27 protein-coding genes are annotated in these 25,908 nt (G+C 67.3%); 12 read left to right on the top strand and 15 right to left on the bottom strand.

Annotated elements, in window-relative coordinates; genetic code table 11:
- Positions 1–11 precede the first annotated feature (11 nt).
- Positions 12–3,242: a DNA polymerase III subunit gamma and tau gene (locus tag ACYQ1Z_RS15980; protein WP_459793529.1), complete on the top strand. Its 3,231-nt coding sequence runs from the start codon at positions 12–14 to the stop codon at positions 3,240–3,242.
- 75 nt (positions 3,243–3,317) lie between these two features.
- On the top strand, positions 3,318–3,917 hold the full coding sequence (gene recR, locus ACYQ1Z_RS15975) for a recombination mediator RecR (RefSeq protein WP_459793528.1): 600 nt from the start codon (positions 3,318–3,320) through the stop codon (positions 3,915–3,917).
- A 15-nt stretch (positions 3,918–3,932) separates the two neighbouring features.
- Here recR and ACYQ1Z_RS15970 read toward each other — a convergent pair whose 3' ends face one another.
- The 3 genes from ACYQ1Z_RS15970 to ACYQ1Z_RS15960 form a co-directional block, all read right to left on the bottom strand.
- The gene (locus ACYQ1Z_RS15970; protein WP_459793527.1) at positions 3,933–5,024 is read right to left on the bottom strand and encodes a hypothetical protein; all 1,092 of its coding nucleotides are present in this window, start codon (positions 5,022–5,024) and stop codon (positions 3,933–3,935) included.
- A gap of 96 nt (positions 5,025–5,120) precedes the next feature.
- Complete coding sequence (locus ACYQ1Z_RS15965; RefSeq protein WP_459793526.1) at positions 5,121–6,251, bottom strand: ABC transporter permease; 1,131 nt, start codon at positions 6,249–6,251, stop codon at positions 5,121–5,123.
- Positions 6,248–7,198 (bottom strand): ABC transporter ATP-binding protein, encoded by a 951-nt coding sequence (locus ACYQ1Z_RS15960; protein ID WP_459793525.1) that lies wholly within the window; start codon positions 7,196–7,198, stop codon positions 6,248–6,250. Before ACYQ1Z_RS15960 ends, ACYQ1Z_RS15965 begins: the two co-directional genes overlap by 4 nt.
- Before the next feature lie 218 nt (positions 7,199–7,416).
- Here ACYQ1Z_RS15960 and ACYQ1Z_RS15955 point away from each other — a divergent pair, with 218 nt between their 5' ends.
- Entirely contained in the window at positions 7,417–8,775 is a 1,359-nt protein-coding gene (locus ACYQ1Z_RS15955) for an aspartate kinase (protein ID WP_459793524.1), read from the top strand.
- A gap of 113 nt (positions 8,776–8,888) precedes the next feature.
- Here ACYQ1Z_RS15955 and ACYQ1Z_RS15950 read toward each other — a convergent pair whose 3' ends face one another.
- Entirely contained in the window at positions 8,889–9,107 is a 219-nt protein-coding gene (locus ACYQ1Z_RS15950; RefSeq protein WP_459793523.1) for a hypothetical protein, read from the bottom strand.
- A 174-nt stretch (positions 9,108–9,281) separates the two neighbouring features.
- The gene (locus tag ACYQ1Z_RS15945) at positions 9,282–9,476 is read right to left on the bottom strand and encodes a hypothetical protein (RefSeq protein ID WP_459793574.1); all 195 of its coding nucleotides are present in this window, start codon (positions 9,474–9,476) and stop codon (positions 9,282–9,284) included.
- Positions 9,477–9,602: 126 nt separating this feature from the next.
- Between ACYQ1Z_RS15945 and ACYQ1Z_RS15940 the strand changes: the two genes are divergently transcribed.
- The 4 genes from ACYQ1Z_RS15940 to ACYQ1Z_RS15925 all read left to right on the top strand — a co-directional run bounded on the left by ACYQ1Z_RS15940 (position 9,603) and on the right by ACYQ1Z_RS15925 (position 11,992).
- Positions 9,603–10,070, top strand: a complete 468-nt coding sequence (locus tag ACYQ1Z_RS15940) for a MarR family winged helix-turn-helix transcriptional regulator (protein ID WP_459793522.1) — start codon at positions 9,603–9,605, stop codon at positions 10,068–10,070.
- Positions 10,071–10,192: 122 nt separating this feature from the next.
- Positions 10,193–10,750, top strand: a complete 558-nt coding sequence (locus ACYQ1Z_RS15935; protein WP_459793521.1) for a subtilase-type protease inhibitor — start codon at positions 10,193–10,195, stop codon at positions 10,748–10,750.
- Positions 10,722–11,660, top strand: a complete 939-nt coding sequence (locus ACYQ1Z_RS15930; RefSeq protein WP_459793573.1) for a 3-methyladenine DNA glycosylase — start codon at positions 10,722–10,724, stop codon at positions 11,658–11,660. Before ACYQ1Z_RS15935 ends, ACYQ1Z_RS15930 begins: the two co-directional genes overlap by 29 nt.
- Positions 11,657–11,992 (top strand): subtilase-type protease inhibitor, encoded by a 336-nt coding sequence (locus ACYQ1Z_RS15925; RefSeq protein ID WP_459793520.1) that lies wholly within the window; start codon positions 11,657–11,659, stop codon positions 11,990–11,992. Before ACYQ1Z_RS15930 ends, ACYQ1Z_RS15925 begins: the two co-directional genes overlap by 4 nt.
- A 176-nt stretch (positions 11,993–12,168) precedes the next feature.
- On the opposite strand, the gene ACYQ1Z_RS15920 is transcribed toward ACYQ1Z_RS15925, so the two are convergent.
- Both ACYQ1Z_RS15920 and ACYQ1Z_RS15915 read right to left on the bottom strand, forming a co-directional pair.
- Complete coding sequence (locus tag ACYQ1Z_RS15920) at positions 12,169–15,276, bottom strand: S8 family serine peptidase (protein WP_459793572.1); 3,108 nt, start codon at positions 15,274–15,276, stop codon at positions 12,169–12,171.
- A 277-nt stretch (positions 15,277–15,553) separates the two neighbouring features.
- Positions 15,554–15,739: a hypothetical protein gene (locus ACYQ1Z_RS15915; protein WP_459793519.1), complete on the bottom strand. Its 186-nt coding sequence runs from the start codon at positions 15,737–15,739 to the stop codon at positions 15,554–15,556.
- A 290-nt stretch (positions 15,740–16,029) separates the two neighbouring features.
- Between ACYQ1Z_RS15915 and purS the strand changes: the two genes are divergently transcribed.
- The 4 genes from purS (at position 16,030) to ACYQ1Z_RS15895 (ending at position 20,356) form a co-directional block, all read left to right on the top strand.
- Positions 16,030–16,281: a phosphoribosylformylglycinamidine synthase subunit PurS gene (gene purS / locus ACYQ1Z_RS15910; RefSeq protein ID WP_050056479.1), complete on the top strand. Its 252-nt coding sequence runs from the start codon at positions 16,030–16,032 to the stop codon at positions 16,279–16,281.
- 1 nt (position 16,282) lies between these two features.
- Positions 16,283–17,056, top strand: a complete 774-nt coding sequence (purQ, locus tag ACYQ1Z_RS15905) for a phosphoribosylformylglycinamidine synthase subunit PurQ (RefSeq protein ID WP_459793518.1) — start codon at positions 16,283–16,285, stop codon at positions 17,054–17,056.
- Positions 17,053–19,362, top strand: a complete 2,310-nt coding sequence (purL, locus tag ACYQ1Z_RS15900; RefSeq protein ID WP_459793517.1) for a phosphoribosylformylglycinamidine synthase subunit PurL — start codon at positions 17,053–17,055, stop codon at positions 19,360–19,362. Before purQ ends, purL begins: the two co-directional genes overlap by 4 nt.
- Before the next feature lie 187 nt (positions 19,363–19,549).
- Positions 19,550–20,356, top strand: coding sequence for an SGNH/GDSL hydrolase family protein (locus ACYQ1Z_RS15895; RefSeq protein ID WP_459793516.1), 807 nt, complete (start codon positions 19,550–19,552; stop codon positions 20,354–20,356).
- A gap of 10 nt (positions 20,357–20,366) precedes the next feature.
- Here the strand turns inward: ACYQ1Z_RS15895 and ACYQ1Z_RS15890 are convergent, their stop codons facing one another.
- From ACYQ1Z_RS15890 to ACYQ1Z_RS15875, 4 genes are read right to left on the bottom strand one after another with little or no spacing between them, the layout of a single operon-like run.
- Entirely contained in the window at positions 20,367–20,660 is a 294-nt protein-coding gene (locus ACYQ1Z_RS15890; protein WP_459793515.1) for a DUF503 domain-containing protein, read from the bottom strand.
- Positions 20,660–20,977, bottom strand: coding sequence for a putative quinol monooxygenase (locus ACYQ1Z_RS15885; RefSeq protein WP_459793514.1), 318 nt, complete (start codon positions 20,975–20,977; stop codon positions 20,660–20,662). The genes ACYQ1Z_RS15890 and ACYQ1Z_RS15885 overlap by 1 nt, the downstream gene beginning before the upstream one ends.
- The gene (locus tag ACYQ1Z_RS15880) at positions 20,974–21,519 is read right to left on the bottom strand and encodes a DUF1990 family protein (protein ID WP_459793571.1); all 546 of its coding nucleotides are present in this window, start codon (positions 21,517–21,519) and stop codon (positions 20,974–20,976) included. Before ACYQ1Z_RS15880 ends, ACYQ1Z_RS15885 begins: the two co-directional genes overlap by 4 nt.
- A gap of 5 nt (positions 21,520–21,524) precedes the next feature.
- On the bottom strand, positions 21,525–21,980 hold the full coding sequence (locus tag ACYQ1Z_RS15875) for an MmcQ/YjbR family DNA-binding protein (RefSeq protein ID WP_459793513.1): 456 nt from the start codon (positions 21,978–21,980) through the stop codon (positions 21,525–21,527).
- Between the two features lie 45 nt (positions 21,981–22,025).
- On the opposite strand from ACYQ1Z_RS15875, the gene ACYQ1Z_RS15870 reads away from it, so the two are divergent.
- A complete protein-coding gene (locus ACYQ1Z_RS15870; protein ID WP_459793512.1) occupies positions 22,026–23,054 on the top strand; it encodes an isopenicillin N synthase family dioxygenase in 1,029 nt (342 codons plus the stop codon).
- 29 nt (positions 23,055–23,083) lie between these two features.
- Here the strand turns inward: ACYQ1Z_RS15870 and ACYQ1Z_RS15865 are convergent, their stop codons facing one another.
- From ACYQ1Z_RS15865 to ACYQ1Z_RS15850, 4 genes are all read right to left on the bottom strand, one after another.
- The gene (locus ACYQ1Z_RS15865; protein ID WP_459793511.1) at positions 23,084–23,509 is read right to left on the bottom strand and encodes a CoA-binding protein; all 426 of its coding nucleotides are present in this window, start codon (positions 23,507–23,509) and stop codon (positions 23,084–23,086) included.
- A 48-nt stretch (positions 23,510–23,557) separates the two neighbouring features.
- Positions 23,558–24,418, bottom strand: a complete 861-nt coding sequence (locus tag ACYQ1Z_RS15860; RefSeq protein ID WP_459793510.1) for a hypothetical protein — start codon at positions 24,416–24,418, stop codon at positions 23,558–23,560.
- The gene (locus ACYQ1Z_RS15855; protein ID WP_459793570.1) at positions 24,415–24,966 is read right to left on the bottom strand and encodes an RNA polymerase sigma factor; all 552 of its coding nucleotides are present in this window, start codon (positions 24,964–24,966) and stop codon (positions 24,415–24,417) included. The genes ACYQ1Z_RS15860 and ACYQ1Z_RS15855 overlap by 4 nt, the downstream gene beginning before the upstream one ends.
- A gap of 287 nt (positions 24,967–25,253) precedes the next feature.
- A complete protein-coding gene (locus ACYQ1Z_RS15850) occupies positions 25,254–25,604 on the bottom strand; it encodes a YegP family protein (protein WP_459793509.1) in 351 nt (116 codons plus the stop codon).
- Positions 25,605–25,908: the final 304 nt, after the last annotated feature.

The raw sequence follows: 25,908 nt of genomic DNA, 5'->3' as shown, positions 1-25,908 counted from the left end.
AGGGTTTTTCTGTGACAGTTACTACCGCCCTCTACCGCAGATACCGTCCCGACTCGTTCGCCGACGTCATCGGTCAGGAGCATGTCACCGAGCCGCTTATGACGGCGCTGCGGAAAAACCGCGTCAACCACGCCTACCTGTTTTCCGGCCCCAGGGGCTGCGGCAAAACCACATCCGCCCGCATCCTGGCCCGCTGCCTCAACTGCGCGCAGGGACCCACGGACACCCCCTGCGGCCAGTGCCCCAGCTGCATTGAACTGGCCCGGGGCGGGCCCGGTTCGCTGGACGTCATCGAGATCGACGCCGCCAGCCACGGTGGCGTCGATGACGCCCGCGACCTCCGCGAGCGGGCCACCTACGCGCCGGTGCGCGACCGCTACAAGATTTTCATCATCGACGAAGCCCACATGGTCACCTCGGCAGGGTTCAACGCTCTGCTGAAGATCGTCGAAGAGCCACCGGAACACATCAAGTTCATCTTTGCCACCACGGAACCGGACAAGGTCATTGGAACCATCCGCTCCCGCACGCACCATTACCCCTTCCGGCTGGTGCCGCCCGAACCCCTGATGGCCTACCTTGAGCTCCTCTGCAACCAGGAAAACGTCCCGGTAGCCCCCGGAGTCCTGTCCCTGGTCATCCGCGCCGGCGGCGGTTCCGTCCGTGACTCCCTGTCCGTCCTGGACCAGCTTATGGCGGGCGCAGGCCCCAACGGGCTTGACTACGAGCTCGCCGTGGCGCTGCTCGGCTACACCCATGCCTCGCTCCTGGACGATGTTGTCGAGGCCATGGCCGCTTCCGACGCTGCCACGGTCTTCCGTGCCGTGGACCGGGTGATCCAGACCGGACACGACCCGCGCCGGTTCGTGGAGGACCTGCTGGAGCGTTTCCGCGACCTCATCATCGTCAAGGCAATGCCGGAAAGCGCCCAGACCATCCTTCGTGGCATGCCTGCGGACCAGATAGCACGGCTGCAGAACCAGGCCCATAGTCTGGGTTCGGCGGAACTGTCGCGGGCTGCCGACGTCACTAATACCGCCCTGACGGAGATGACGGGTGCCACGTCCCCGCGCCTGCACCTGGAGCTGCTGTGCGCCCGGATCCTGCTCCCCAGCTCCGACCAGAATGAACGCGGGATGGCGGCGCGTATCGACCGCGTGGAGCGCCGCCTCAGCTATGCAGGGAACGACGCCGGTGCTGCCGCCGGCGAGGGTGCCGGTGCCAGTGCCGATGCCGGTGCTTCAGGCGTGCCTGCGCAAGCCCAGCGGGTCAGCCCGGCCCCGCCGGTGGCGACGGAACCGGCTCCTGCCCGGCCCAGTACGCCCGAACCCGCTGCGGCACAGCCTTCCGCTGCCCTGCCCGTTGTGCCGCAACCGGCAGCCGAATCCGCTGCGGTTGGAACGGACCGGCAGGGACCGGCTGCCGCCGGGGACGCGCCGGCCGCAACTGCCGGCAGAAGTGGCCTGACTCCTCCCCGAGTGAGCACCAGTGACTGGCCCGTGGACGACTCCGCGGGAGCCCGTCCCCCGGCGGAGCGACCGGCCGCTGCCCGCCCGGCCCCGCAGGCGGGACCAGCTTCCGTCCGGGCGGAACCCGCAGGCGTTTCCGGGCAACCCGGTTCCGCCGGCGCCCCCGCCCCTGCCGGTGAGGCCCGAGCCCCCGCGTCCCCGGCCTCCGCGGCCACACCCCCGGCCGCAGCATCCGCGCGCGCCGGGATGGGCGACGTCGAGGTTCTGCGTCGGGCCTGGCCGGATGTCCTCCAAACGCTGGCAAAGATCAAGCGCAGCACGTGGGCACTTGTGGAGCCGAACGCGCAGGTCAGTTCCTTTGACGGCGCCGTCCTCACGTTGGCGTTCACGACGCAGGGACTCGCCGGCGCTTTCGGCCGCGCGGACCATTCCGAAAACCTGCGGCAGGCGATCCACAAAACGATGGGGATCGACTGCCAGGTCAACGCTGTTGCCGGCGGCGCCAGCCAGGCGAGCTCTGAACCAAACCCAAAAGCTCCGGCCAGCCCGCCAGCCACGGCCGTGGCTACGTCGGCTGATGTCGCCTGGGGCCTGGCACCCGCGCCGGCCCCCACAGCCCCGGACCAGAAGGCACCGGCACCAGCAGCATCGTCGGGGGCAGACGCAGCCGCACCAGCGGAACCTTTGCGGGCTGATGCGCCCGCGCCCGCTCCTTCTGTACCTGTTCACACGGCAGGACGCCCTGGATCCGGCAGCAGCGCAGTAGCCGGCACGGACGGTTCCGCACCCGTGCCGGCACCCGTGCGCTCCGAACCAAGCGGCGCGCCGGCGGCCGGTCCCGCCGCCCGCCCGGCTCCTGCCTCCCCCGCCGGCGGCACCAAGGATTATCCGGCCGCCAACGCCAGGCCCTACCCCGAACTTGCCGGGGACTACTCCTATTCGGACGACGATTGGGGGCCGCCGCGCGACGAGGACGCTCCCCCGCTGGAAGAAGAACCGCCCGCGGACTGGGAGCCGACGCCCCAGCGCACGCGCCCTGCCCCGGTAACCACGCCGCCGGACACCGCCCCGTCCGGCAACCAGGGAAACCAGCCGGCAGTCGGCGCGGCCGGACCCGGAACAGCCGGCCCCGCAACAACCCCTGGCACCGCCGTGTCCGCGCCCGCTTCCACGGCACAGGACTCGGCCCACGACCCGTGGACCCGTGCAGTGGAACAGGCGCCCGGAGTCTGGGTGGTGGGCAACGAAAGCAACGTTGGGAAGGCCCCAGCAACCGCGGACGAACAGTCCGGACAGGTTTCGGTGCCCCGGTACGAGCCGGCCACGGCCCAGGTCCCGCCGTCCATCCCGGTGACGTCCACGTCCAGTCCGGCACCCGCCAGGACTCCCGAATACGCGATGGCCTCCGCTCCCGCAGCAGGTCCGGCCACGGCCACGCCGCAACGGCCGGCACCCGCCGCCGGTCCCGCAGCCGCCCCGTCCACAGCGGGCACCCTGTCGCCGGTGGGAGCACCTCCGGCCGGGAACAGCGGTGCCCGGCAAAGCCTGTACCAGCGGCTGTCCAACAGCCCCGAAGCTGAAGCAGGCCGGGCGAAGGCACCCGCCAGGGCAACTGCCGCCGGCGCGACGTACGTGCAGGACATTCCCAGCGCGGACGATGAAACCATCGAAGAGTCCGGGGTGTTCGGCCGGGCAGCAGTGGAGCGAATCCTCGGCGGAAAACTGATCGAGGAGCGCTCGCACGACGGAAGCCCGCTCCCGCCCCGGTACTGACGGCCCCTCCCGCCGTCACTAGGGCCTTGCCACAGTTGCTTTACCCGCTATCCATACCAAGCTAAAGAGGGAAACGTGTACGAAGGTGCAGTCCAGGAGCTGATCGACGAGCTCGGACGCCTTCCAGGTGTAGGGCCCAAGTCCGCCCAGCGGCTGGCGTTCCACATCCTCGAAGCAGACCCGCAGGACATGAAACGCCTGGTGGACGCCATCACCACCGTCAAGGACCGGGTCAAGTTCTGCACCGTGTGCGGCAACGTCACCGAAGAGGAACTGTGCAACATCTGCCGCGACCCTCGGCGCGATCCCGCCGTGATCTGCGTGGTCGAAGAGTCCAAGGACGTCCTGGCGGTGGAGCGCACGCGTTCGTTCCGTGGCCGGTACCACGTACTTGGCGGGGCCATCAACCCGATCGCCGGCGTTGGCCCCGAACAGCTCAGGATCCGTGAACTCCTGACCAGGCTCAACGACGGCGCCATCCAGGAAGTCATCATCGCCACCGACCCCAACCTGGAAGGCGAGGCAACGGCCACCTACCTTGCCCGGATGCTCAAGACGATCGGCATCACGGTCACGAGGCTCGCGTCGGGCCTCCCGGTGGGCGGCGACCTGGAATACGCCGATGAAGTCACGCTGGGGCGTGCCTTCGAGGGCAGGCGCAACGCCCTCACCTGACCCGTCTACCGGTTGTCAGCGCGCCTTGTCAGGGCGCCGGCCGGTGACGGCATGCGCCCAGCCCAGCAGGACGCCTGCGACGCCTGTTTGCAGGACGAGCCCGACCACGGCCAGTGGCGCTCCGGGCGCATCCGTGCTCCGCGGTTCACCGTTGACGCACGGAACCCGGGTGCCGTCCGCCGCCTCCTGCAGTGCTGCCGAAAGCCAGCCGAGGAGTCCAGCGCCGTCGCCGGGTGCGCCGGCCAGCATGACAAACACGACACTTGGGCTGATGGCCGGCAGCCACATGATCCGGTCGGTGTGGTAGACCTCCCTGAGGCCGGCGGAAACAGCTGAGCACTGGTAGGCGATGACGGTTCCGTCCGGTGCCCGTTCGATGTTCAGCGCCACCGTTACCGGCTCGTCAGCACGCACCACAGGGACAAGCGCTGCCCCGGCGGCCGCTGTGCCGGCCACCAGGAAGAGGGCAAGCGCCCATCCGGTGATGCGCGTCAGGACGGTGCGCCGCCCGATTGCGCCAACGGCCGCCCCCATGCTGCCGAAAATGAACCCCTCCGCCGCGGCAACTTCGGCTGACACGCCGGCCACAGAACCCGGCTGGCCCGCAGCGCCGGCCTGTACCAGCAATGTCCCCAAAATGAGGAGGGCAAGGACCAGGCCCTGCAATCCGGCGGTCACCAGGGCCGTGACGACGCGAGCGCCCGTTCCGCCCCCTGTCGGGCGCCTGCAGGCAGACATCCCCCAGTGCACGGCAGCAAGGGCTGCCGCCGCCGGCAGGACCGAGGAAGCCAGCAGGTAGGTGAGCACAGGGGCCGGCAACCACTGCGTGGATTCCCCGGCCGGCCCCGGCAACAGCACCATGCCGGCCACACCGGCCCACGCGGCGCACAGGGTTCCCACTGCCATCCCCCAGAACCGGAGGGTGGCCAGGCCCGCCAGCCAGACGGCCGCTCCCGCCAGCGCTGCCTTTTGGAAGACGGGCGCGCGGCGGCGGATGCCGTCGTCGTCCCCAAATCCTGCCTCGAACGCGCTGCCCGCCCCGGGACCAATCGGCTCGAAATAGGGCTCGGAGACCGAGCCCAGGGAAGATTTCGGATCGTCGGACACGGGCAGTCCACCTTTCCACGGACAGGCCCCAGCCCCGCTTTGCCTTTATGGTGGTCCACCGCACCGTGGCTGTCCAGATGCCGGGGACCGGGACGCCTATGCGATGCGCATTCCCCTGGCCAGCCGGTGGGCCGGAGTCCGCAGCGCGCGCCAGCCGAAGCCAAGCAACATCCCCGCCAGCACAAGCTGCAGGCCCAGGCCCAAAGGCCACAACGGTGTCGACTGCCCCAGGTAGGCGGGCTGGACCTTGCCGTTGGCGCACGGGTAGGTACCCTCCGGTCCTGCCAAGGCACGCCGGGCATTCTGGCTGATGCCCTCAATTGCGCCAAACGTCGGGTATCCCGGCTGGCTGCGGCGGTCGGGATACGGAACGGCGTCCGCGACCACAACATACGGGTTCATGGCCAGCAGCCAGGCCACCCGTTCAGTCCGCATGGCCGGCTGCTCCCGGAGCGGACCGGCGCACGTGTATGCCGGCTCCTCCGGGCCGTTGGCCAGCGGTTCGTAGGCGCGGTACTGCGGCGTGTTGGCCATGATCGTCCCCTGCGAAAGCCCGGTGCCCAGCCCGAAAGCGATCAGGGTGCCGACCGTCAGCCCGGCCACGGCAAGATACGTCACAACAATGGAGAACAGCGGGCGCCCGGCGAGCGCGGAGATCCCGATACCGCAGGCGCACACCACCCCGACTTCGACGGCGAGCATCAACAGCGACACCAGCACGTGCCCCGGGGTCAGCCCGCCCAGCGCAACCCCGATGATGAGGAACGGTGTGCCGGCCGCGAGGAAAGCCAGGGCGGCCAGCCAGGCGGCGAGGAACTTGCCCCAGAGGATCTGTCCGGGTTCCAGCAGCGTGACCTGGAGGATGGCCAGCGTTCCGCCGGCGCGGTCGCCGTTTACCGCGTTGGCGGACAAGGCCGGCGCCACCAGCAGCGCGAACAACAGGACGAATGCGAGCACAACCTCGAAGATGGTGGATCCCGGGCCGTTTTGCTGCGGGAAGGGCCCGCCGTACATACGCTGGGCTTCCTGCGCCGCGTTCCAGCTGGCCCAGGTCAACCATGTCACCAGCGCGGTGAGGAGGAACCAGATGCCAAGCATGATGTACCAGCCGCGGGACCGCAGCCGCTGCTTCAGTTCAAGAACCACCACATTGCCCACGCCGGACAGGTAGGCGCCCGCAGCGCCTGGCCGGGAAAGGGCCGGCGGGTTGTCCGTCTGCTGGCTCATTGCCGCTCCCCCTCAAGGTCCATGTACGTCTCTTCCAGGGCTCCCGCGGCGGGTGCGAAAGAATTGATTCCGACGCCGGCAAGCACCAGGTCGCGAAGCAGCCGTTCCGCGTCGTCGTCGTTGGGGACCACCAGGCTGACGCCGGGCCGGCGGCCCTCCTCCGGCCGGAACGCCAGGCCCAGTTCGGCAAGCCTGGCGGCGAGGGCCGCGTTGTCCGACGCCGAGATCGCGTACCGGCGGCCGGCGGCGGCGGCCTCTTCGGTGGTCTGCTGCCGCACGGTCCTGCCCTTGTTCACGAACACCGCGCCGTCGGCGATTTCATCCAGCTCGCTCAGGACGTGGGAGGACACTACCACCGCTTTTCCCTCCGCAGCCAACTGCCGCAGCATGAGCCGCAGCTCCACACGCGCACCAGGGTCCAGTCCCGACGCCGGCTCGTCCAGGAGAAGCACCGACGGATCGTGGATCAGGGCCCGGGCAAGGCTGAGCCGTTGCTGCTGCCCCCTTGACAGCACCCGGGCGGGCTGGTCAGCCAGATCGGACAACCGGACCCGGCCAAGCATGGTTTCGACCCGCCGGCCAATTCCTGGTGCAGGAAGGCGGTAGAAGCGGGCCATCTGCGTAAGGATCTCGCGGGCCGTCAGTGACTCCCAAACGCCAAGCGTGTCCGGCATCCAGCCAAGTTTGCTCCGCACTTCCGCCCGGTGACGGGAGGGGTCTAGCCCATTCACGCTGATCGTGCCCGTATCCGGGGCCAACAGCGAGGCCAACATCAACAGGAGCGTCGTCTTGCCCGCTCCGTTGGGGCCGATCAGGGCCGTAACCTTGCCGGGCGGAGCGTGGAAGTCCATGTGCTCTACCGCACGCACCGTGCCGAAGCTCCTGCTGACGGCCCGGGCCGTGATTCCGCCCCCGGTCCCGCCTGGGATGTCCAAATTTTCCGGCATTACCGCCATGTGTTGCGCACCTGTCCCCCACAGTTGAAGCAAGCTGATTCCTTGAGCGTACGCCTGCGACTCCTGCCCGGCGCTGCTCCCGCGGCTGAGATTCGGTCACAATTCAACGCCCCGCTGCGGGCAGCGATAAACTGTCCCGGGAAAGTCCCGCCATTCAGGCGTCAGGCTGCCTGGTTTCCAGAACTCCACGATCCAATGAAGGTACGCGCATGAGTACGCCCATCACCGAAGTGCACAACGCAACACAGCCGCAGGGGCTGTCCGCAGGCCGCGCGGTGACTAAACAGCTCATTGTGCAGAAGTTCGGCGGCTCCTCCGTCGCGGATGCCGACGGCGTCAAGCGCGTCGCGAAACGCGTTGTTGACGCGCAGGCGGCCGGCAACGAGGTTGTGGTCGTGGTTTCCGCCATGGGCGACACCACCGATGAGCTGCTGGACCTGGCCGCCCAGGTCACCGACGCGGCACCGGCCCGTGAAATGGACATGCTACTGTCCGCCGGTGAGCGCATCTCCATGGCACTGCTGGCCATGGCCATCAACAAGCTTGGCGCCTCCGCCCAGTCCTTCACGGGATCTCAGGCGGGCATGATCACCGACGGCATCCACGGCAAAGCCCGGATCATCGACGTCGACCCGCACCGGATCCGCACCGCCCTGGACAAGGGCAACATCGCCATCGTGGCCGGATTCCAGGGCATGAGCCGGAGCACCAACGAAATCACCACGCTCGGACGCGGCGGTTCGGACACGACCGCAGTTGCCCTGGCGGCCGCCCTGGAAGCCGACGTCTGCGAAATCTACACAGACGTCGACGGCATCTTCACCGCCGACCCCCGGGTTGTCCCCTCGGCACAGAAGATCGAGACCATCTCCAGCGAGGAAATGCTCGAGCTTGCAGCATCCGGCGCCAAGATCCTCCACCTGCGCTGCGTCGAGTACGCCCGCAGGTTTGGCGTGCCGCTGCACGTGCGGTCCTCGTTCAGCCAGCATGAAGGCACCTGGGTCATTCCCAGCGCCGAAGACAAGATCACCACACAAGAGGGAGTTGCCTTGGAGCAGCCAATCATCTCCGGCGTTGCGCACGACCGTTCCGAAGCGAAGGTCACCGTTGTTGGCGTTCCGGACATCCCCGGCAAGGCGGCCGCAATCTTCCAGGTCATCGCCGACGCCCACTCCAACATCGACATGATCGTCCAGAACGTCTCCACCCACGGCACCGGCCGGACGGACATTTCGTTCACGCTGCCTATCGTTGAGGGCGCCGACGCCCTGGCCGCGCTCCACGCCGCCCAGGACCAGATCGGCTTCGAAAGCATCGAGTACAACGAGCAGATCGGCAAGCTCTCCCTCATTGGCGCCGGCATGCGTTCGCACCCCGGCGTCTCGGCCACCTTCTTCAAGGCCCTGTCCGACGCCGGCATCAACATCAACATGATCTCCACCTCCGAGATCCGCATCTCGGTGGTCACGCACGCCGACCTCCTCGACGAGGCCGTGCGCGTGATCCACAAGGCTTTCGACCTCGACGCCGAAAGCGAGGCCACGGTCTACGGCGGCACAGGCCGCTAACCGGTACCTCCCGCGTCAGGCCACAGGGCAGTTACGCGAAAAGCCGGGCCGCCTTCCGATAGTTCGGAAGGCGGCCCGGCTTTTGCATGTCCGGCGGCCAGTCCAGGTTTCGCCTACGGCCTCTCCCGGTCAAGGTCTTCGCGGCGGACAGCGTAGTGGTGGCCGGACGAATCGGTCTCCACCACAAAGTGCGTCAGTTCTTCCTCGGAGGCCTGTTCAAACGCATCGTGCTTGTGCACTACCGGCGTATCAGGGTCGAGCCGGGTGGCAGGTCCGAAGAAGAAGCGCAGCCTGTCAGTTGCGCCCATGAACCCGCGGATAACATGTGCCATTGTTCCACCCCCTTCCCGGTCATCGGGGCAAAGAGCTGCTGCCTCCTGCCGGAGCCAGTGCCCTCATTTTACGCCCGGGGGCCGGAAAAGCACCCGGGCAGCCGGGCCGGCACAAGCATGGCCGGCGGCACGTGCGGAAACCGGGCGGACCGCCCCCTCGTGGCTACCGGGGTGTCAGCGCAGGGATTTGTCGTCCGGGTTCCGGGGAACCACGTAGGTGCTGCCGTCTGGCCGCGTGATGGTCTCCCACTGCTGGGTCTCGGCCTGCCGCTGGGCGAGCAGCCTGCGGTTTTCATCCGTCATGTCGTTCACCAGGGAGGAGCGGTTGGCGGGCCCGAAAATTGCCCGCAGTTTGCCTGTGGCCCGCATGAACCGCTGCGAGGCGTTTTCCCTGTTCTCCGAGTTGCCCTTGCCCACGCGCCGACTCCTTCCACTGTCGCTGATCCTGCTAAAAGTGTACGCTAATCATTAGTGCACTAACAATTGGAGGACGGCATGACCACGTCAGTATCGGCAGAGGCAGGACAGGAAGAGGATCTGCTCCTCGAGCACCAGCTCTGCTTCGCCCTCACCGTGGCAGCGCGGAGCGTCGTTGGCGCGTACAAGCCGGTCCTCGAGAAGCTCAACCTGACCCACCCGCAGTACCTGGTGATGCTGTGCCTGTGGGAAAGCAGCCCGCGGACTGTGCGGAACATCAGCGAAGCCCTGGCCCAGGAGCCCGCCACCATTTCCCCGCTCCTCCGGCGGCTGGAGGCAGGAGGCCTCATCACGCGGCGCCGCGCCGACGGGAACGAGCGTGCCCTCGCCGTCGAGCTCACGCCCAAGGGAGCCGCCTTGAGGCAGCAGGCGCTGCAGGTTCCAGGCACCATGATGGACCGGCTGGGCCTGACCCGCAGCCAGGTCGCTGAACTGCACGCCTCCATGATGGGGCTCATCGCGGCGACGTCCGGCAATGGCTCCTAGTCCGCCGGCAGGGGCAACGCAGGGTCACTTCCGGCCCTCTGGGAGCCTCGAAAACGGCCACAAGTAACCCCGCGTTGACAACCCGGCCAGCTAGAATCGAAGGATGAATGAGGGGCGAGACCATGCGTAACCCACGGCCGCAACTGGCGGCGCTGGCATTCGCGGCGCTGGTCCTGACGTCCTGCTCGCCCACACCGGACGGCGGTTCAGCCACGTCCTCGGCGTCGGCCCCCTCTCCTTCAGCCACGGCAAGCCCAACCCCGGAACCCTCGCCCGACACGGAAACATCCGTCCCGGCCCCTGCCCCGGAAACACCGGCGCCGTCTGCCGGGCCGGGTCAGGGCCAGGCCGAACTGGCCATCACCGTCATTCCCGCCGAAGGGGAGCCGGAGGTCAACTACACCCTCGTCTGCGAAGACGGTGTCCCGGCCGGGGAAAGCAGCCATCCGTCACCGGAGGCGGCCTGCGCTGCCTTGAAGAACAACGCCGCTTTGCTCAGCCCGGCAAAGCCCGGAACTGACCAGGCATGCACCGAGCAGTACGGCGGGCCGCAGAGGGCGACCGTTTCCGGCGTCGTAGACGCAGTCCCCGTGGAGGCGGAGTTCGCGCGCACCAACGGTTGCGAAATCAGCGCCTGGGATGCCGCAAAGGATGTACTGGGTGCCGCAGGTGGCGCTTAGGCTCCTGGGGGCGGATGAGTGGCGCGCGAGGGAGGAAGCCCACGGGCAGCGCGTCAGCCGCTACGCCGGCCCTTACCTTGCACGGCGGTCCGCCGGGCAGAAGCACCCGGTGGAAGATTTCCTCTTCACGTATTACACCCAGAAGCCGGGGCAGCTGAGCCGTTGGCATCCGGGAGCGGGGGCCGTCCTCACCGGTGATGGCGCGGCGGCCCGCAGCGGGTGGAAGCACTACCGGACGCTGGACGACGGCGAACTGGCCTTCCTGGGGCTGCCGTCGGGAAGCACGGCAGTCACCATGGACCTTGGCGGCTTCCTGGCCGACCGCCGGGAGGCGGTGGCATTCGCGGAGATCATCCTGCGCGGCACCGCGGCGCGGCCGGCCCAGTTCGGTTGCTTCGGCCTGCATGAGTGGGCGATGGTCTACCACCAGGACAAGTTCGATCTGCGCCATGAGTACCTGAACCTGCGCCTGGGGCCGGCCGGTACCGACAGGGTGGTGGAGGAGAACAAGATCCGCTGCACACACTTTGACGCGTTCCGGTTCTACACCCCTGACGCTGTCCCGCTGAATGAGCTTGCGCCTACGAGGGAAACCCAGCGGCACCTGGAGCAGCCGGGCTGTCTGCACGCCAACATGGACCTGTACAAGTGGGCCTACAAGCTGCTGCCACTGCTCCCCAGCGAGCTGGTGATGGACTGCTTTGAACTCTCATGGCGGATCCGGGTGATGGACATGCAGGCATCGCCCTATGACCTGGCGGAATGGGGCTACCCGCCGATAGCCATTGAAACGCCGCAGGGCAAGGCCGCCTACGTGGAGCAACAGCGTTCCTTCGCCGCTGAGGCGGCCGTCCTGCGGGACAGGTTATCGCAGGAGCTGGCCGCGGTTTCCGCCGGCGTGACGGAATGATCGACCTCACCATACGGCTTCGGGAGGACCCGTCGGCCGGTGAACAGGTGTTCCGGCTGGCTTCCGAAGACGGCAGCAGCGCCGCGGACAGCAACCTGCCGGATCCGCAGGCGGCCCTGGCTGCCCTCCAGAGGTTCGGCGAACGGATTTTCTTTCCGGAGCCCGGTCCCCCGCAGTTGTGCACGCAGCAATACGGCGGCCCCCAGGTTGCCGTGGTCACCGGGACGTTCCACGGCCGGCGGATCGAGTGCGTGTTCAGCCGGACCGACGGCTGTGAAATCTCCCGGTGGAACGCCATGGCACCCCTGCTGGGCGGCGGCCGGAACGTCTGAGAACCGCTGTGGCTCCGCGGAGGGGCGTCCGCGGCGCTCCGGAGGGCGCTCCGGAGGGCGCTCCGAAGCAAGGGACCCCGGGCGGCCGTTGCCACCCGGGGGCCCCTCGCTGCCTTGACAGGTTCTGGTCAGAAAAAACTGACGCGTCGAGCTTGGTTTACTTATTGACGGGGACGTCAGGCTGCGGGTACCGCCTGGGCCAGGCCGATGGCAGTGCCGGCTCCCGTTCCAGCAGGGGCAGCCGCTCCCACCTGGACGTTGACCCAGGTCCGGATCCCGTTCTCCCCCAGGCGCAGGCGGGACGCATAGGTTCCGTCCGCCAGTCCCGCCCAGGACAGCGTGGCCGTCGTGGCGGTGCCGTTGGAGGCGGTGATGGGATTCGGTTCCACGGTGAGGTTGCCGGCATCGCCGGAGAAGGTCACGGCCTGTACGGCTGCGGTGGCTGCCCCGTCGTCTGGAGTGGAGTACAGGTTGGCCACGATGTAGTACGTCCCGGCGCGCGGGGACTCCAGGTCCAGGAACTCGCTGGCGGCGGCAGTGGCCACCTGGGTTGGCGTCAGCCCGCCCGCAGCATTCGGCACGTACACCACCATGTCCCAGTCGACGTCGTCGGACTGCGCCTGGATGCCCAGCCTGGTGAAGGAGGCACCTTCCGGGACCGTCACCTGCAGGAGTGCGTTGTGCGCGTCATTCGTCGGCGCGTACCCGCCCGGCGTTTTGGTCACGGCGGTCTGGTCCAGTGGTGCCAGGCCTTCCACACCGACGGCGATGGGCTGGTCCGAGCCGGATACCAGTTCCATGGTGCCGCTGCCTGTCCCGGTGGCTGAGCTGAAGGAGAAGGCCGGAGCGATCTGGGCGTCAACGGGCCGGATGGCCATCGGTGAGCTCACGGTCCGCGGGCCCTTCCATACCAGCGTTCCCGTGCTGAACTTGCCGGCCGGTGCGCTGACGTTCCGGATGGTCAGGGTCACTTCCCGCGTCTGGCCCGCCTTGCCAAAGTTCAGGACTTTGGGTTCAACCTGGACGCTGAAGCCCGGCATGCTGACCTCGGAGCGGTACGTGCCCGGCACGAGCGCCGTCAGTTGGCGCTTGACCTGCACTTCGCCCACGAGGCTGCCCAGCGCGATGGACGGCAGGTTGAGGTCGCGGGCTGCAATGGTGCCCGCCTGTGGAGCCCCCGTATCAACGCCCTGGCCGTTGAGGAAGCCAAGCCAGTCCCTGATGCCCGAGTTGTAGACCATGCCGGGATCGAAGACCCTGGTGGCGTCGATGTGGCCGGCGCCGCCCTGGAACGGATCCGTGTTCGCGGAGCCATCCGCGTTGACCAGAGGATAGGCCGTGGTCATCATGGCGGACTTCACCATGGCCGGCGTCCATGCGGGCTGCCTGCTGAGGACCAGGGCACCGAAGCCCGCAATGTGGGGAGCTGCCATGGAGGTGCCGGACATAAAGCCGAACTGGTCACCGTCGTTTCCGATCGTCGAGACCCCGGCCAGGACGTTTACGCCGGGGGCTGTGATGTCCGGCTTAAGCAGGTCACTTCCGGAGGCCAGGCTGGGGCCGCGGGACGAGAAACCGGCGATCTGTGGTGCGGGTGACTGCGGCTGGCCTGTGAGGTCGCCCTTGACCAGGCTGACCGTCAGGGCGGGGTTTGCCTCCAGCCTGGACTTCAGTTCGAGGCTCTTGGGCGCGTTGACGTGGACGGTGGGAAGGACGTGGTTGTCCGCGTCCTCAGAGCTGCTGGTGAGGTTCACCAGTATCATGCCGACGCCGCCTTTGTCCTGGACTTCCTGGCTCTTGGCGGTCCGGTCAACTACGCCGCGGTCACACACGACGACCTTGCCGGCCACCTTCGACGGGTCCAGAGTGCCGGGGCCGCAGAGGTTGGCGTTGGCTGCTCCCGCCGCCGCGGCCGCTGCGGCCACAATCACAGGCTTGTTTGCCACTTCCGTCTTCATGATGGAGGCGCCCCGGTACAGGGACCCGTCTGAAACCTTGACCGTTCCGAGCAGGTCACTGGGGAAGGTGGACGCAGCAACGGTGGTGAGCCAAGGCGAGGCGTGATTGACGGTGGACGCTGCCGGGCCGGAATTGCCGGCGGAGGCGGAGACGAAAACACCGGCCGCCGCAGCGTTGAGGAACGCCAGCGCCACCGGGTCGGTGGTGCTGTTGTTGTTGCCGGAAATGGAGTAGTTGAGGATGTCCACCCCGTCCTTGAGGGCAGCCTCCACGGCCTCCACCGATGCGGACGAGTAGCAGCCGCCGGTGTCCGGATTGTTGTCTTCCCAACATACTTTGTAGACAGCTACCTTGGCCGCGGGAGCCACGCCTGAGCTGCGGCCGAAGCTGGAGCCGTCGATGACCTGCTCCACGTTGGCGTTCCCGGCCGCGGTGGTGGCCGTGTGGGTGCCGTGGCTGCCCACGTCCACGGGCGAGATAAGCTCCTCCTTTGCCCGGTCCTGCGGGGCGACGTACTGCAGGAAGGCATCCGCGAAGTACCGGGCGCTGATGACCTTTGAGTTGCACAGTGAACCGTTGAAGCCGGCACCGGACTGCTGGCCCTTTTGGCATTCGCCTTCAAACGTGGTGCCGTCAGCCTTAAGCATGGCGATCCTGCCGTCCGCGGTCCGGTAGGGGACGCCCACCTGCGCCGCCCCCTGCAGGGGCTGCAGGGGTTCTCCCTGGAGGAACGGGTTGTCCGGGGCGTAGCCGGAGTCGATGACTCCTATCACCACGCCCTTGCCGGCGTTGGCCTCACCGCCGAACTGTTTCGCCCAGGCGCCGTCCGGACCCGTGAGCTTGAGGAAGTCGGTGGTGGTGTAGTCGGGGGCGTTTTCTACGTCCGGCGCCACCGCCAGCACGCGGCCGTCTTTCGAAAGGGCAGTGGCCTGGGCAGCGGTGAGCCCGGCGCTGAAACCGTTCAGGGCGGCCGTGAACTGCTTGACCGGTGCAACGCCGTGGCTCGCTGCGACGTCCCGCTGCAGGTTGCGAAGGTGGGCATCGTAGGCCTTGTAGTTGGGACTGCCTGCGTCGAGCTTCCTGCCGTTTTGGGGTTTCGTTGCCCCGAGTCCCGCCGTTCCCCCTTCGTAGGCGGCGGCAGCAGGCCCGGCCAGCACCACGATGTACCGCCCGTCCCTGAACTGGGTGGGCCCCTCGCTGGCGACTGCTGCCTGCTTGTCCTGGCTGGCCGGCACCGCAGAGGCGGGAGTTACGGCCATGGAGGTCAGGAGGAGCGGCAACCCGACGGCCAGGGCCGCCGCCTTCCGGAATCCCCCGCCCCGGATGGGGCTACTTCCAGTTGATTTCACGTGCAACCCTTTCACGATGTACCGGGCCGGCGGTATGGCGGACCGGAAACGACTGGCCGGGCACATTGAATTACAGATCTTGTAAATTCATGCGACCAGCCGGTTCAAACAGTACAGAGTGAGAGCGAAATATGACATAGGCCACAACATGCAATTTGCTTTGTGTCATACGGCCAGGCGGTGAGGTGCGTAAGTGCACGAAAAAGGGCGCCCCGCAGGGCGCCCTGGCAGTTGCAGGAGGAGAGGGAGGCGCCTACTGGCGCGGCGTCCGGACCACCTCACTGATCCACTGGCGGGTCTTCTCGTCGACAGGGCCCGCGACCCGGTTTTCGCGGGCAATGCGGTCGGCTTTGATCTTCTGGAACACCATCCGGCCCAGCCCGGCGAATACCGCCGCGGCCATCACCGGCAACAGGACGGACCGTGAATTCTCTCCCATTCCGCCATCCTAGTGAAGGCGGCTGGCCAACTCCAGAACCGGCGCCGGACGGCGCAGCCAGCGCCCGCCGCGGCAGGAGCCGCCGGCCCGGGACGGCCGAATACAGGGAGTGCCGCCGGGGCCGGTAGAATGATATAGCAAGCTCGCGGAGCGCCCGTCCTCACGGTGACCCAACACAGTGAATGAACACAGTGAACCAACACAGTTGACCACGGTGTCCCACCCGGTACGGCGTGAGACGGCACCACTCCGCTGCGCCCTTACCCAAGCTCATGCACAGGAGTTACCGGATGCCCCGGATCGTTGTTGACGTCATGCCCAAGCCCGAGATTCTGGACCCGCAGGGGAAGGCAATCGTTGGCGCTCTGCCCCGGCTGGGCTTCACCAGCTTCAGCTCTGTCCGCCAGGGCAAGCGTTTCGAACTGACCGTCGACGGCGAGGTGACCGAGGACATCCTGGCCCAGGCACGCGACGCCGCCGCCACGCTCCTCTCCAACCCTGTGATCGAGGACGTCGTCAACGTCGAGGTCGTCGAGGCCTGAGATGACTGAACTTCCCCTGATCGGCGAGGCTGTGGCCGTCGCCGCCAACCCGCGCCTCGCTGGCGCAAAGATCGGCGTCGTGACCTTCCCCGGAACCCTCGACGACCGTGACGCCGCCCGTGCCGTGCGCCTCGCCGGCGGCACCGCCGTCGAACTCTGGCACGCGGACACCCAGCTTGGCGACGTGGACGCCGTCGTCATCCCGGGCGGCTTCTCCTACGGCGACTACCTGCGCGCCGGTGCCATCGCCCGCTTCGCGCCCCTGATGTCCAGGATCATCGACGCCGCCAACAGCGACGCGAAGCTTCCCGTCCTGGGCATCTGCAACGGCTTCCAGATCCTCACCGAGTCGCACCTGCTGCCCGGCTCGATGATCAAGAATGACCACCTGAAATTCCTGTGCCGGGACCAGGTCCTGCGGGTGGAGAACAACACCACCGCGTGGACCCTTGACTACGAGGCGGGCCAGGAAATCACCATCCCGCTTAAGAACCAGGACGGCCAGTACATCGCCGACGAGAAGACCCTGGACGCCCTTGAGGCCGAAGGCCGTGTGGTGTTCCGCTACATGGGCTTCAACCCGAACGGGTCCCGCCGCGACATCGCCGGCATCTCCAACGGGGCCGGGAACGTGGTGGGCCTCATGCCGCACCCCGAACACGCCACCGAGCCCGGCTTCGGCCCCGAGTCGCTTGATGGGATCGGCGGGTCCGACACCGACGGCCTCGGCTTCTTCACCTCCGTTTTGACCAAGATTGTGGGAGGCGACAAGTGAGCATCGAAACCAGCAAGAAGTTCAACATCGACACCGTCGAGAACGCTGCCAGGACCCCGGACACCGAACTGCCCTGGGCAGAGCTGGGCCTCAAGCAGAACGAGTTCGACGAGATCGTCAAGGTCCTGGGCCGCCGTCCCACCGGCGCCGAGCTGGCCATGTACTCCGTGATGTGGAGTGAGCACTGCTCCTACAAGTCTTCCAAGAACCACCTGCGCCAGTTCGGCGAGAAGGTTACCCCGGAGATGAAGAAGGACATGCTGGTGGGCATCGGCGAGAACGCCGGCGTGACCAACCTGGGGGACGGCTGGGCCGTGACCTTCAAGATCGAATCGCACAACTCGCCGTCGTTCGTTGAGCCCTACCAGGGTGCCGCGACCGGCATCGGCGGCATCGTCCGCGACATCATTTCCATGGGTGCCCGCCCCGTTGCCGTCATGGACCCGCTGCGCTTCGGCGCCATTGACCACCCGGACACCGCCCGCGTCATGCATGGCGCCGTGGCCGGCATCGGGGGCTACGGAAACTCCCTCGGCCTGCCGAACATCGGCGGCGAGATGGTCTTCGACTCCGTGTACCAGGGCAACCCGCTGGTGAACGCGCTGGCCGTTGGCGTTATGCGCCATGAGGACATCCGCCTGGCCAACGCCTCCGGCAAGGGCAACAAGGTGGTCCTGTTCGGTGCCCGCACCGGCGGCGACGGCATCGGGGGCGCCTCCGTGCTGGCTTCGGAGTCCTTCGACGACACCAAGCCGTCCAAGCGCCCTGCCGTCCAGGTGGGCGACCCGTTCGCCGAAAAGGTCCTGATCGAGTGCTGCCTGGAGCTGTTCAAGGGCTCCCTGGTTGAGGGCATCCAGGACCTCGGCGCAGCGGGCATCTCCTGCGCCACCTCCGAACTGGCCTCCAACGGCGACGGCGGCATGCAGGTTGAGCTGACCTCCGTGCTGCTGCGCGACCCCACGCTGACCCCGGGCGAAATCCTGATGTCCGAGTCGCAGGAACGCATGATGGCCGTGGTTACCCCGGAGAACGTGGAAGCGTTCGAGGCAGTCATGGACAAGTGGGCCGTGGAATACGCCTGGCTGGGCGAGGTCACGGACACGGGCCGCCTCATCATCACCTGGGACGGCGAAGTGATCGTCGACGTCGATCCCCGCACCGTGGCGCACGACGGCCCGGTATACGACCGTCCCTACGCCCGCCCCGAGTGGCAGGACAGCCTCCAGGCGGACACCTTCACCGGGTCCGTGCAGGATGCCGGCCGCCCTTCCTCCCCGGGCTCCTTGGCCGCCGCCGTGACGGAACTGGTGTCCTCCCCCAACATGTGCTCCAAGTCCTGGATCACCAACCAGTACGACCGCTACGTGGGCGGCAACACCTCCATGGCGTTCCCCGACGACGCTGGCGTGGTCCGCGTGGACGAGGAAACCGGACTGGGCGTCGCCCTGGCCACCGATGCCAACGGCCGGTACACCTACCTGGACCCGTACCACGGCGCGCAGCTGGCACTGGCTGAGGCTTACCGCAACGTCGCCACCTCCGGCGCCGTTCCCCTGGCCGTCAGCGACTGCCTGAACTTCGGCTCCCCCGAGGACCCGGATGTCATGTGGCAGCTCGCCGAGGCCATCCGCGGCCTGTCCGACGCCTGCCAGGTGCTGGGCATCCCCGTCACGGGCGGCAACGTGTCCCTGTACAACCAGACGGGCACCACGCCCATCCACCCCTCCCCCGTGGTGGCGGTCCTGGGCAAGCTCGACGACGTCGCCCGCCGCACGCCGTCGGGCTGGCGTGAGGACGGCCAGGCGATCTACCTGCTGGGCACCACCGCTGCCGAGCTGGACGGTTCGGAATGGGCCAACCTGCGCGGCCACCTGGGCGGACAGCCGCCGAAGGTGGACCTGGAGGCCGAACGCGCCCTGGGCGAAATCCTGATCAACGCGTCCCGCGACGGCATGATCGACTCGGCGCACGACCTCTCCGAGGGCGGCCTGGCCGCCGCCCTGGTGGAGTCCTCGCTGCGCTATGGCGTCGGTGCCCGGATTGCGCTGCAGGACGTCCTGGACCGCGACGGCGTGGACCTGTTCACGGCGCTGTTCTCCGAGACCCAGGGCCGCGCCATCGTGGGTGTCCCCCGCTCCGAGGAAGTGCGCTTCACCGACATGTGCACCGCCCGCGGCTTCGCCCACACCCGCATCGGCGTGGTGGACGCAGCCAGCGGCACCCTGGAGATCAATGGCGTGGACAGCCTGTCCCTCGACGCCCTCCGCGAAGCCCACGAAGGGACCCTGCCGAAGTACTTCGGCTAAGGCATCACCTGGTATTGAGCCCGCTGGGCCGGTTAATTCCGGTCCCGGCGGGCTCTTTCCACTTAAGGCATTGAACCGGGCCGCTGCTCCCGTATACAGGCGGCCTACCGGGGCGTAGCGTTTCCCTATCACCATTCAGCGTAGAGACCGCCGCAAGGATGCGGACGGCCGGCCCGAGGAGGCTGACATGCGCAAGCTCATGAAAATCCTGCTGTTCCCGTTCCTCTTCTTTTTCGTTATTGCCGGGGCGCAGCCCGCGAATGCGGCCCCACCCACCTATCCCCCCAGCATTGCTGCGCTTGGGGATTCCATCACCCAGGCCACCGACGTCTGTTGCTGGTACGGAAATCACCCCGCACAATCCTGGTCGACAGGCGACGGCCAGTTCGACGGCATCAGCAGCCACTACGAAAGGCTGGTGCAGCTTCAGCCGGGCAGCGCTGTTACTAGCCAGAACTTGTCCGTGAGCGGCGCCAAAGCAGTGGATCTTGTACAGCAAGCCGGGGGCGTTACTGCGGGGACCGGCTACGTCACCATACTTATCGGAGCCAACGACCTGTGCACGTCCTCGGCAGGAACGATGACTTCGGAATCCGACTTCCGGAACAGCGTTTCCCAGGCCTTGGCCATACTTAAGGCGAACAATCCGACGGCGAAAATCTTCGTCAGCAGCATTCCGGACATCTATCAGTTGTGGAGTGTCCTCCGCACCAGCGCGACGGCCCAGCTTGTCTGGTCAGCGGCGCAGATTTGCCAATCCATGCTCGCACCCTCCAACACCGAAGAAATGCGCCAGCAGGTGGTGCAGCGTGAAGCTGCCTTCAACCGGATCCTCGCGGAAGTCTGCGGACAGTACGACAACTGCCGCACCGACCGTAACGCTGTTACTCGCTACAAGTTCACGTCTGGCGACGTAAGCCGGCTCGACTACTTCCACCCGAGCCTGCAGGGCCAGGCCAAGCTTGCCGACATCACGTGGAAGGCGGCCTGGTAACCCCGGGACCTCAGTCCTCGCTGTGCAGCTCCCGCTGCCGGGCGCTGAGGAGTTCGATCTCCGGGCGCCCGGCAACAAAGCGGTCGACGGCGTCAAGCACCTCCACGAGGTGGCCCCGGTCGGCAGCCACCATGCCCACACCGATCCTGGTGCGACGGTACTGGTCGTGGTCCCCCACCTCGGCGACGGACACATCAAAGCGGCGCCGGAGCTCGGCGAGCAGCGGCCGGACCACGGACCGCTTACCCTTCAGGCTGTGAACGTCGCCGAGGAGGATGTCGAACTCGACCCAGCCAATCCACATCAGATGGTGAGCTCCCCCATCCGGTCCCAGCCGTCACCGTCGAGCTGGCGGCTGATGATCCGGGGAGTCTCTGCAAGGGCCGGGCGCATGTCCTCAAGGCCCCTCCTGAAGTGGTCGCTGTTGACATGGTCGCCCGCGGCGTCGTCCTTGAAGGCTTCGACGAGGACGAACTCGTTGGGATCGTCCACGCTGCGTGACCAGTCGAACCACAGGTTGCCGGGTTCCTGCCGGGTCGCCTGCGTGAAGTCCTCAACCAGCCCGAGCCACCGCTCCGACCATTCCGGCTTGACCTTGAACTTGACGACAATAAAGATCACGAAGATGTTCCTTCCGAGGCGAGTTGGCGTGCCCCTTCAATGTACCGGGAAGTAACGTAGCGCTGGGCCGCCCGGGTTACCAGTCCGCCTGTGGCATAGAACCAGTTAGCGGGTTTACTGAAGGCCCGGATGCGCAGGAGCACGCCGCCCTGCTCATCGATAACCACCTCGAAGGACTCCTCTCCGCGTGCCGGGTGGCCGGGCAGCGTCCCGTACCCGAAGCCGGCGGACTGCGGCAGCAGGCCGGGCACAGGCTCCCGCACCCAGACCACCTCGCACGGCGCCCCCAGGCGGAAAGGCCCGACGCCGAAGCCGCTCACCACGCGTGCCCCTGGAACGACAGTGGGCGAATCGGCACGGACGCGCAGCCCTGCCCGCCGCTGCAGTTCCCATCGCAGGATGCCGTGGGCGACCCGCTGGTACACCTCCATCCCGCTGCCCAGGCGAGCCTCCTCCAAAACCCGTGCGAAGCCAGCCGGAGCGTCCCCGTGCTCGGTGCTGCCCACGCCGGGATAGTTCAGCGAGCCCTCCGCCAGCCGCATCGCCGTCACCGGCCGGTACTTTCTAAACCGGTACTTTCTAAACCGGCACTTTCGAAGCCGGCCAGCCGTGCCCAGCCCAGCTGTTCCTGCTGCCTCCTGGGGAGTCCGGCCACCACAAGGTCGTAGGAGTCCTCCACCAGGTCGCGCACCATGTCGTCGGGAAGGGTACCGTCCAGGCGGACACCGTTCCAGTGGGTCTTGTTCATGTGCCAGGCGCCCGTGATCGCCGGGTGGGCCGCGCGCAGCTGCACCGCCAGCGAGGGCTCACATTTGAGGTTGACGTAGAAGTCCCGCGGGTCCATCGAGGACAGGGCAAAAAGCTTCCCGATGTGCCCGGCCCTGGCAGGGCTCGTGGTGCCCCCGGCCCGGACTTTGAACACGGCGGTCTCCGGACCAAAAGGGTAATCCTCATAGGAGCCGGGGAAGGACAGACAGATTTTCCGTAGCGCGTCGGGGTCCATGAGGCCAGCCTATAAAGCCGGCCGGAGCGGTGCTAGTCTGCGAGGATGTCACACGATCAGGGCACCATACCTGTTCTGGACCTGAGCACCGCACGGCAGCCCTACGGGTCTTTCAGTCCGGAATTCATCGAGCAGTTGCGCTACGCCACGCACAACGTAGGGTTCTTCCAGGTCACCGGTTACGGCGGTACACCCGGCCAGGCTGACCATCTCCTTGACGTTGTGCGGCGCTTCTTCGATCTTCCGCTCCAGGAACGGCTGAAACTGGATAACCGTCTGTCACCGCACTTCCGCGGGTACACGCGCATGGGCACGGAGGTCACCCAGGGCCGGGCGGATGCCCGTGAACAGATTGACTACTCCCCGGAACGGGAACCCGTCCGCGACTACCCGCCGGACCAGCCGTACTGGCTCCTTCAAGGCCCCAACCTGTGGCCGGACGAATCCTTTCCCGAGCTCAAGCCTGCCGCGATGGAATGGGCAGGGCTTATGTCCGCAGTGGGCATGGAACTGCTCCGGGCCATTGCCGTCTCACTGCAGCTGCCGGAGGACTACTTCGACGAGCCGTTCCGGGACTCGCCTGCATGGATGGGAAAGCTGGTGCACTACGTCGGCGGCGTCGTGGAGGCAGCCGGCGACCAGGGCGTGGGTTCCCACGCGGACTATGGCTTCGTCACCCTCCTCCTGCAGGATGATGTGGGCGGCTTGGAGGTGCGTCCGCCCGGCACGTCGGAGTGGCTGCCCGTCGAGCCCCTTCCGGGCGCCCTGGTGGTGAACCTCGGCGAGATGCTCGAGGTGGCCACGGAAGGGTACCTGGCGGCGACAATCCACCGCGTGCAGGCACCGCCGCCTGGTGTTGACCGGTACTCGGTGCCGTTCTTCTGGTCGCCCCGGCTCGATGCGGTCATCGAGCCGGTTCCGCTTCAGCCGGAGTTGAAGGCCGCGGCCAGGGGCATCACGGACGACCCGAACAATCCCCTGCTGGCCTCCTTCGGCCTCAACATGCTGAAAGGGAGGATGCGCGCCCACCCGGATGTCACGCAGCGGCATTATCCCCACCTGGTGCCCCGCTAGGGCAGGACCATACCCGGCGTCGCCGACTGCTAAAGCCGGAACTTCCAGGCTTGCTGCGCCGGGCAGACGTCCATCACCACGTCCAGGCCCGCGGCTTTGGCCCGCTCCGCCGCGGCTTCGTCGATCACGCCCAACTGCAGCCACACGGCCTTGGCGCCCACGGCGATTGCTTCGTCAATCACTGCACCAACCTTTTGTGAGTTCACAAAGCAATCCACGACGTCGATGGGGTGCTTTTCCGCCGGAATGTCGTGGAGGGTACGGTACCCCTGTTCGCCGTGCACGGGGTCGCCGGGAAGGTTGACGGGGATAATTTCCATGCCCATCCGGTCCCGGATGAACAGCGAGGTGTCGTAGGCGGCCCGCCACTCGTTGGTGGTGAGGCCAACGATCGCCCAGCGGCCTTTGGTTTTCATCAGGCGTTCGATGACAGCGGGATCGTTAACGTGGGCCATCCGCTTAGCCTACCGCCGCCGTACAGGGTCCCGGCAGCAGCAGGGCATCTAGCGCTTGAACTTCTGCAGCCAGCTCTGCAGTGCGGGCTTGCCGGCGGCAGTCGTTGCCGCGACCGGACGGAGCACGTTGTCCAGCGGCTTCGCGGCCTCATCGGTGAGTCTGCCGTCCCCGGCAAGCCCGTTTCCGTTGGTGCCCGCCGGAACGTCGAAGGCAGGCTCCCCGGGTCCCCCGGCTCCTGGTGCCGGATTCACCACGGACGGTCCTCCCTGGTCGTCCTGCGTACCAGCCCTGCCGGTGCCGCCGTCATTGCCGGCGGATTCGTGGCCCGGCAGGTCCCCCGCTCCCACAGGTACGGCTCCGGGGTTTTGGTCCGCGGACGTCTGCCCTCCGCCGTCGGTTTGAATCGGGCCGGATCGCGGCGCCGGAGACGCCCCCTGGGTGTCCTGCCCCGGCTCCGCCACCTGGCCGGTGCCGCGTGAGGGGTCGGCAGGGAGCGTCCCGGAGGCAGGGGGCTGCACAGGAAGCGCCCACGACGGCGACCAGCCTGCCAGCAGTTCCTGGACCGAATGGCTGCCTTCCTGTCCGGGAGCTGGAGCGCTTGCGGCGACTCCGCCCATGCCCGTAGCCATGCCGGCGATCAGCGCGACGCCCAGGAGCGTGGGCCTGTGGCCGGTGCGGCGACGACGGCGGCGTGCGAGTTCGTCGGCGGCCGCGCCAACGGCCGGCGCCGGCAGTTGACTTGGCGCTGCCAGCAACTTAGCCAGCTCGCCGGTGGGAGCAGGCGCAGGCAGCGAGCGGAGTGCTCCCAAGGAGAGGAGGACGGCGCGTGCCTCCCCGTCCCCGGCGAGACCGGAATCGAGGAGCATGTCGTCAACCAGAGCGTCGAGGCGCTCCTGGTGGGCTGTCATGGTGCCAGAAACTCCTTTACTACCGAAAGTTCCCGGAGCTTGAGGATCGCCCGACGCTGGAGCTGCTTTACTGCGCCGGCGCTTTTGCCCATTGCTTCCGCCGTCTGCTCCACCGTGAGTCCGGCGACGAGGCGCAGGGACAAGACCTCGCGCTGATCCTCCGCCAAGCCGTCCAGGAGCCGGCGCACCTCCTGCGGGGACAGCCGGTGCAGGGCCTCGGATTCAGCGGACGCATCTTCCCTGGCATCCAGTTCGGGTTCAAAGGACAGCTTTGCCGGCGTCCGGCTCTGCCTGCGGTGGTCGTCCACCATGCGGGCGTGGGCCACGGAGAACAGGAAAGTCCTCAGCCCTGCGGCGCCGCCTTGAACGGAATGCAGGCGTGGCAGGACGGAGAGGAACACCTCCTGCATTGCCGCCTCCGGATCTTCGACTCCCCGGGCCGTGAGATAGCCCAGGACCTGTGATGCATAGGTCCGGTAGACGAGGCTGAAGACGTCCGCCTGGCGGGAGGGGTCCCGCAAAGCCTCATCAGTCAGTGCATCGGTCACGGACGTAGTGCTTTCGGTCAAAGGGTTTTTGTGGTGTCGGGACGGCGTTCGCGGAACGCATTTTCCCGCACTACTTTACCCTTCGGTAACTACTGCGCCCGGAACCGCCACGGCGCTACCGGTTCCGGCGCATCGCAGCTGTCCCTGCCGCCGGATCAATGGAAGAGCCGGCCTGGAACGTGATGGGGGACAAGTTCCAGGCCGGCGCTACATAGGGGTAATCGCTGGAGTTCCCCTGAGGGTTACGCGGTTACGAATAATTTTTGAAAGTTTTTTTGAGCATGCCGTCACGGTGCCAGGGCACGGGTCCAACGCGGTGAAAGTGCCGGCCTGCGCGGCCCCTTGGCAAGGGTGAAAGTGTGGGCCCGTGCCGCGGCCCGGTGGCCGCAGTCTGGCTGGGTATCCGCCGGGAGTGGAGCGGGCGCGGCTGCAGGAACCGGACGCGCCACCGCTCCCGCGGGACAAAGATCGGTCACCAGGCCGGTGCCGGCGCACTCCCGGACCGCGGCGATCCCGGCGGCCACGGCGCGCTTGTCCGCAAAACCCTGGGAGACAGCCATGACCATGCCGTCCGGTGCCAGCAGGCGGAACCTGTACAGCGAATCCGCGTCAACAAACACTTCGAAGCTCCCGGCCATATCGCATCCTTCCGGTTTGCGGTCATTCTGCCAGCGAGGTCCTTGCGCCGGTGCGCCGACGCATCGCTGCGTTGTCTCCGCGGGTTTGTGTGGAACCGTGCTGGTGATCAGTTCACCTGGTATTAAGAGTTTGCGGCCGGGCCCCGGGACGAACAAGACCGCCCGCGTTAACCCTGTGTAAATTGCTCTGCGGCAGGGAAAAGCCGGCGGGGGGGGGGGGGGGGGGGGGGGGGGGGGGGGGGGGGGGGGGGGGGGGGGGGGGGGGGGGGGGGGGGGGGGGGGGGGGGGGGGGGGGGGGGGGGGG

Source organism: Arthrobacter sp. AD-310, assembly GCF_054656615.1.
The sequence above is the reverse complement of the archived record's forward strand: the minus strand, read 5'-3'. Positions and strand labels throughout refer to the sequence as shown.

What these genes read in the sequence shown, in the direction of transcription:
- ACYQ1Z_RS15965 (WP_459793526.1), bottom strand. Translation starts at nt 6,251, where the DNA reads ATGAGCCAGCAGACGGACAACCCGCCGGCCCTTTCCCGGCCAGGCGCT.
- ACYQ1Z_RS15960 (WP_459793525.1), bottom strand. Translation starts at nt 7,198, where the DNA reads ATGCCGGAAAATTTGGACATCCCAGGCGGGACCGGGGGCGGAATCACG.
- ACYQ1Z_RS15955 (WP_459793524.1), top strand. Translation starts at nt 7,417, where the DNA reads ATGAGTACGCCCATCACCGAAGTGCACAACGCAACACAGCCGCAGGGG.
- ACYQ1Z_RS15950 (WP_459793523.1), bottom strand. Translation starts at nt 9,107, where the DNA reads ATGGCACATGTTATCCGCGGGTTCATGGGCGCAACTGACAGGCTGCGC.
- ACYQ1Z_RS15945 (WP_459793574.1), bottom strand. Translation starts at nt 9,476, where the DNA reads ATGCGGGCCACAGGCAAACTGCGGGCAATTTTCGGGCCCGCCAACCGC.
- ACYQ1Z_RS15940 (WP_459793522.1), top strand. Translation starts at nt 9,603, where the DNA reads ATGACCACGTCAGTATCGGCAGAGGCAGGACAGGAAGAGGATCTGCTC.
- ACYQ1Z_RS15935 (WP_459793521.1), top strand. Translation starts at nt 10,193, where the DNA reads ATGCGTAACCCACGGCCGCAACTGGCGGCGCTGGCATTCGCGGCGCTG.
- ACYQ1Z_RS15930 (WP_459793573.1), top strand. Translation starts at nt 10,722, where the DNA reads ATGTACTGGGTGCCGCAGGTGGCGCTTAGGCTCCTGGGGGCGGATGAG.
- ACYQ1Z_RS15925 (WP_459793520.1), top strand. Translation starts at nt 11,657, where the DNA reads ATGATCGACCTCACCATACGGCTTCGGGAGGACCCGTCGGCCGGTGAA.
- ACYQ1Z_RS15915 (WP_459793519.1), bottom strand. Translation starts at nt 15,739, where the DNA reads ATGGGAGAGAATTCACGGTCCGTCCTGTTGCCGGTGATGGCCGCGGCG.
- purS (WP_050056479.1), top strand. Translation starts at nt 16,030, where the DNA reads ATGCCCCGGATCGTTGTTGACGTCATGCCCAAGCCCGAGATTCTGGAC.
- purQ (WP_459793518.1), top strand. Translation starts at nt 16,283, where the DNA reads ATGACTGAACTTCCCCTGATCGGCGAGGCTGTGGCCGTCGCCGCCAAC.
- ACYQ1Z_RS15895 (WP_459793516.1), top strand. Translation starts at nt 19,550, where the DNA reads ATGCGCAAGCTCATGAAAATCCTGCTGTTCCCGTTCCTCTTCTTTTTC.
- ACYQ1Z_RS15890 (WP_459793515.1), bottom strand. Translation starts at nt 20,660, where the DNA reads ATGTGGATTGGCTGGGTCGAGTTCGACATCCTCCTCGGCGACGTTCAC.
- ACYQ1Z_RS15880 (WP_459793571.1), bottom strand. Translation starts at nt 21,519, where the DNA reads ATGCGGCTGGCGGAGGGCTCGCTGAACTATCCCGGCGTGGGCAGCACC.
- ACYQ1Z_RS15875 (WP_459793513.1), bottom strand. Translation starts at nt 21,980, where the DNA reads ATGGACCCCGACGCGCTACGGAAAATCTGTCTGTCCTTCCCCGGCTCC.
- ACYQ1Z_RS15870 (WP_459793512.1), top strand. Translation starts at nt 22,026, where the DNA reads ATGTCACACGATCAGGGCACCATACCTGTTCTGGACCTGAGCACCGCA.
- ACYQ1Z_RS15865 (WP_459793511.1), bottom strand. Translation starts at nt 23,509, where the DNA reads ATGGCCCACGTTAACGATCCCGCTGTCATCGAACGCCTGATGAAAACC.
- ACYQ1Z_RS15860 (WP_459793510.1), bottom strand. Translation starts at nt 24,418, where the DNA reads ATGACAGCCCACCAGGAGCGCCTCGACGCTCTGGTTGACGACATGCTC.
- ACYQ1Z_RS15850 (WP_459793509.1), bottom strand. Translation starts at nt 25,604, where the DNA reads ATGGCCGGGAGCTTCGAAGTGTTTGTTGACGCGGATTCGCTGTACAGG.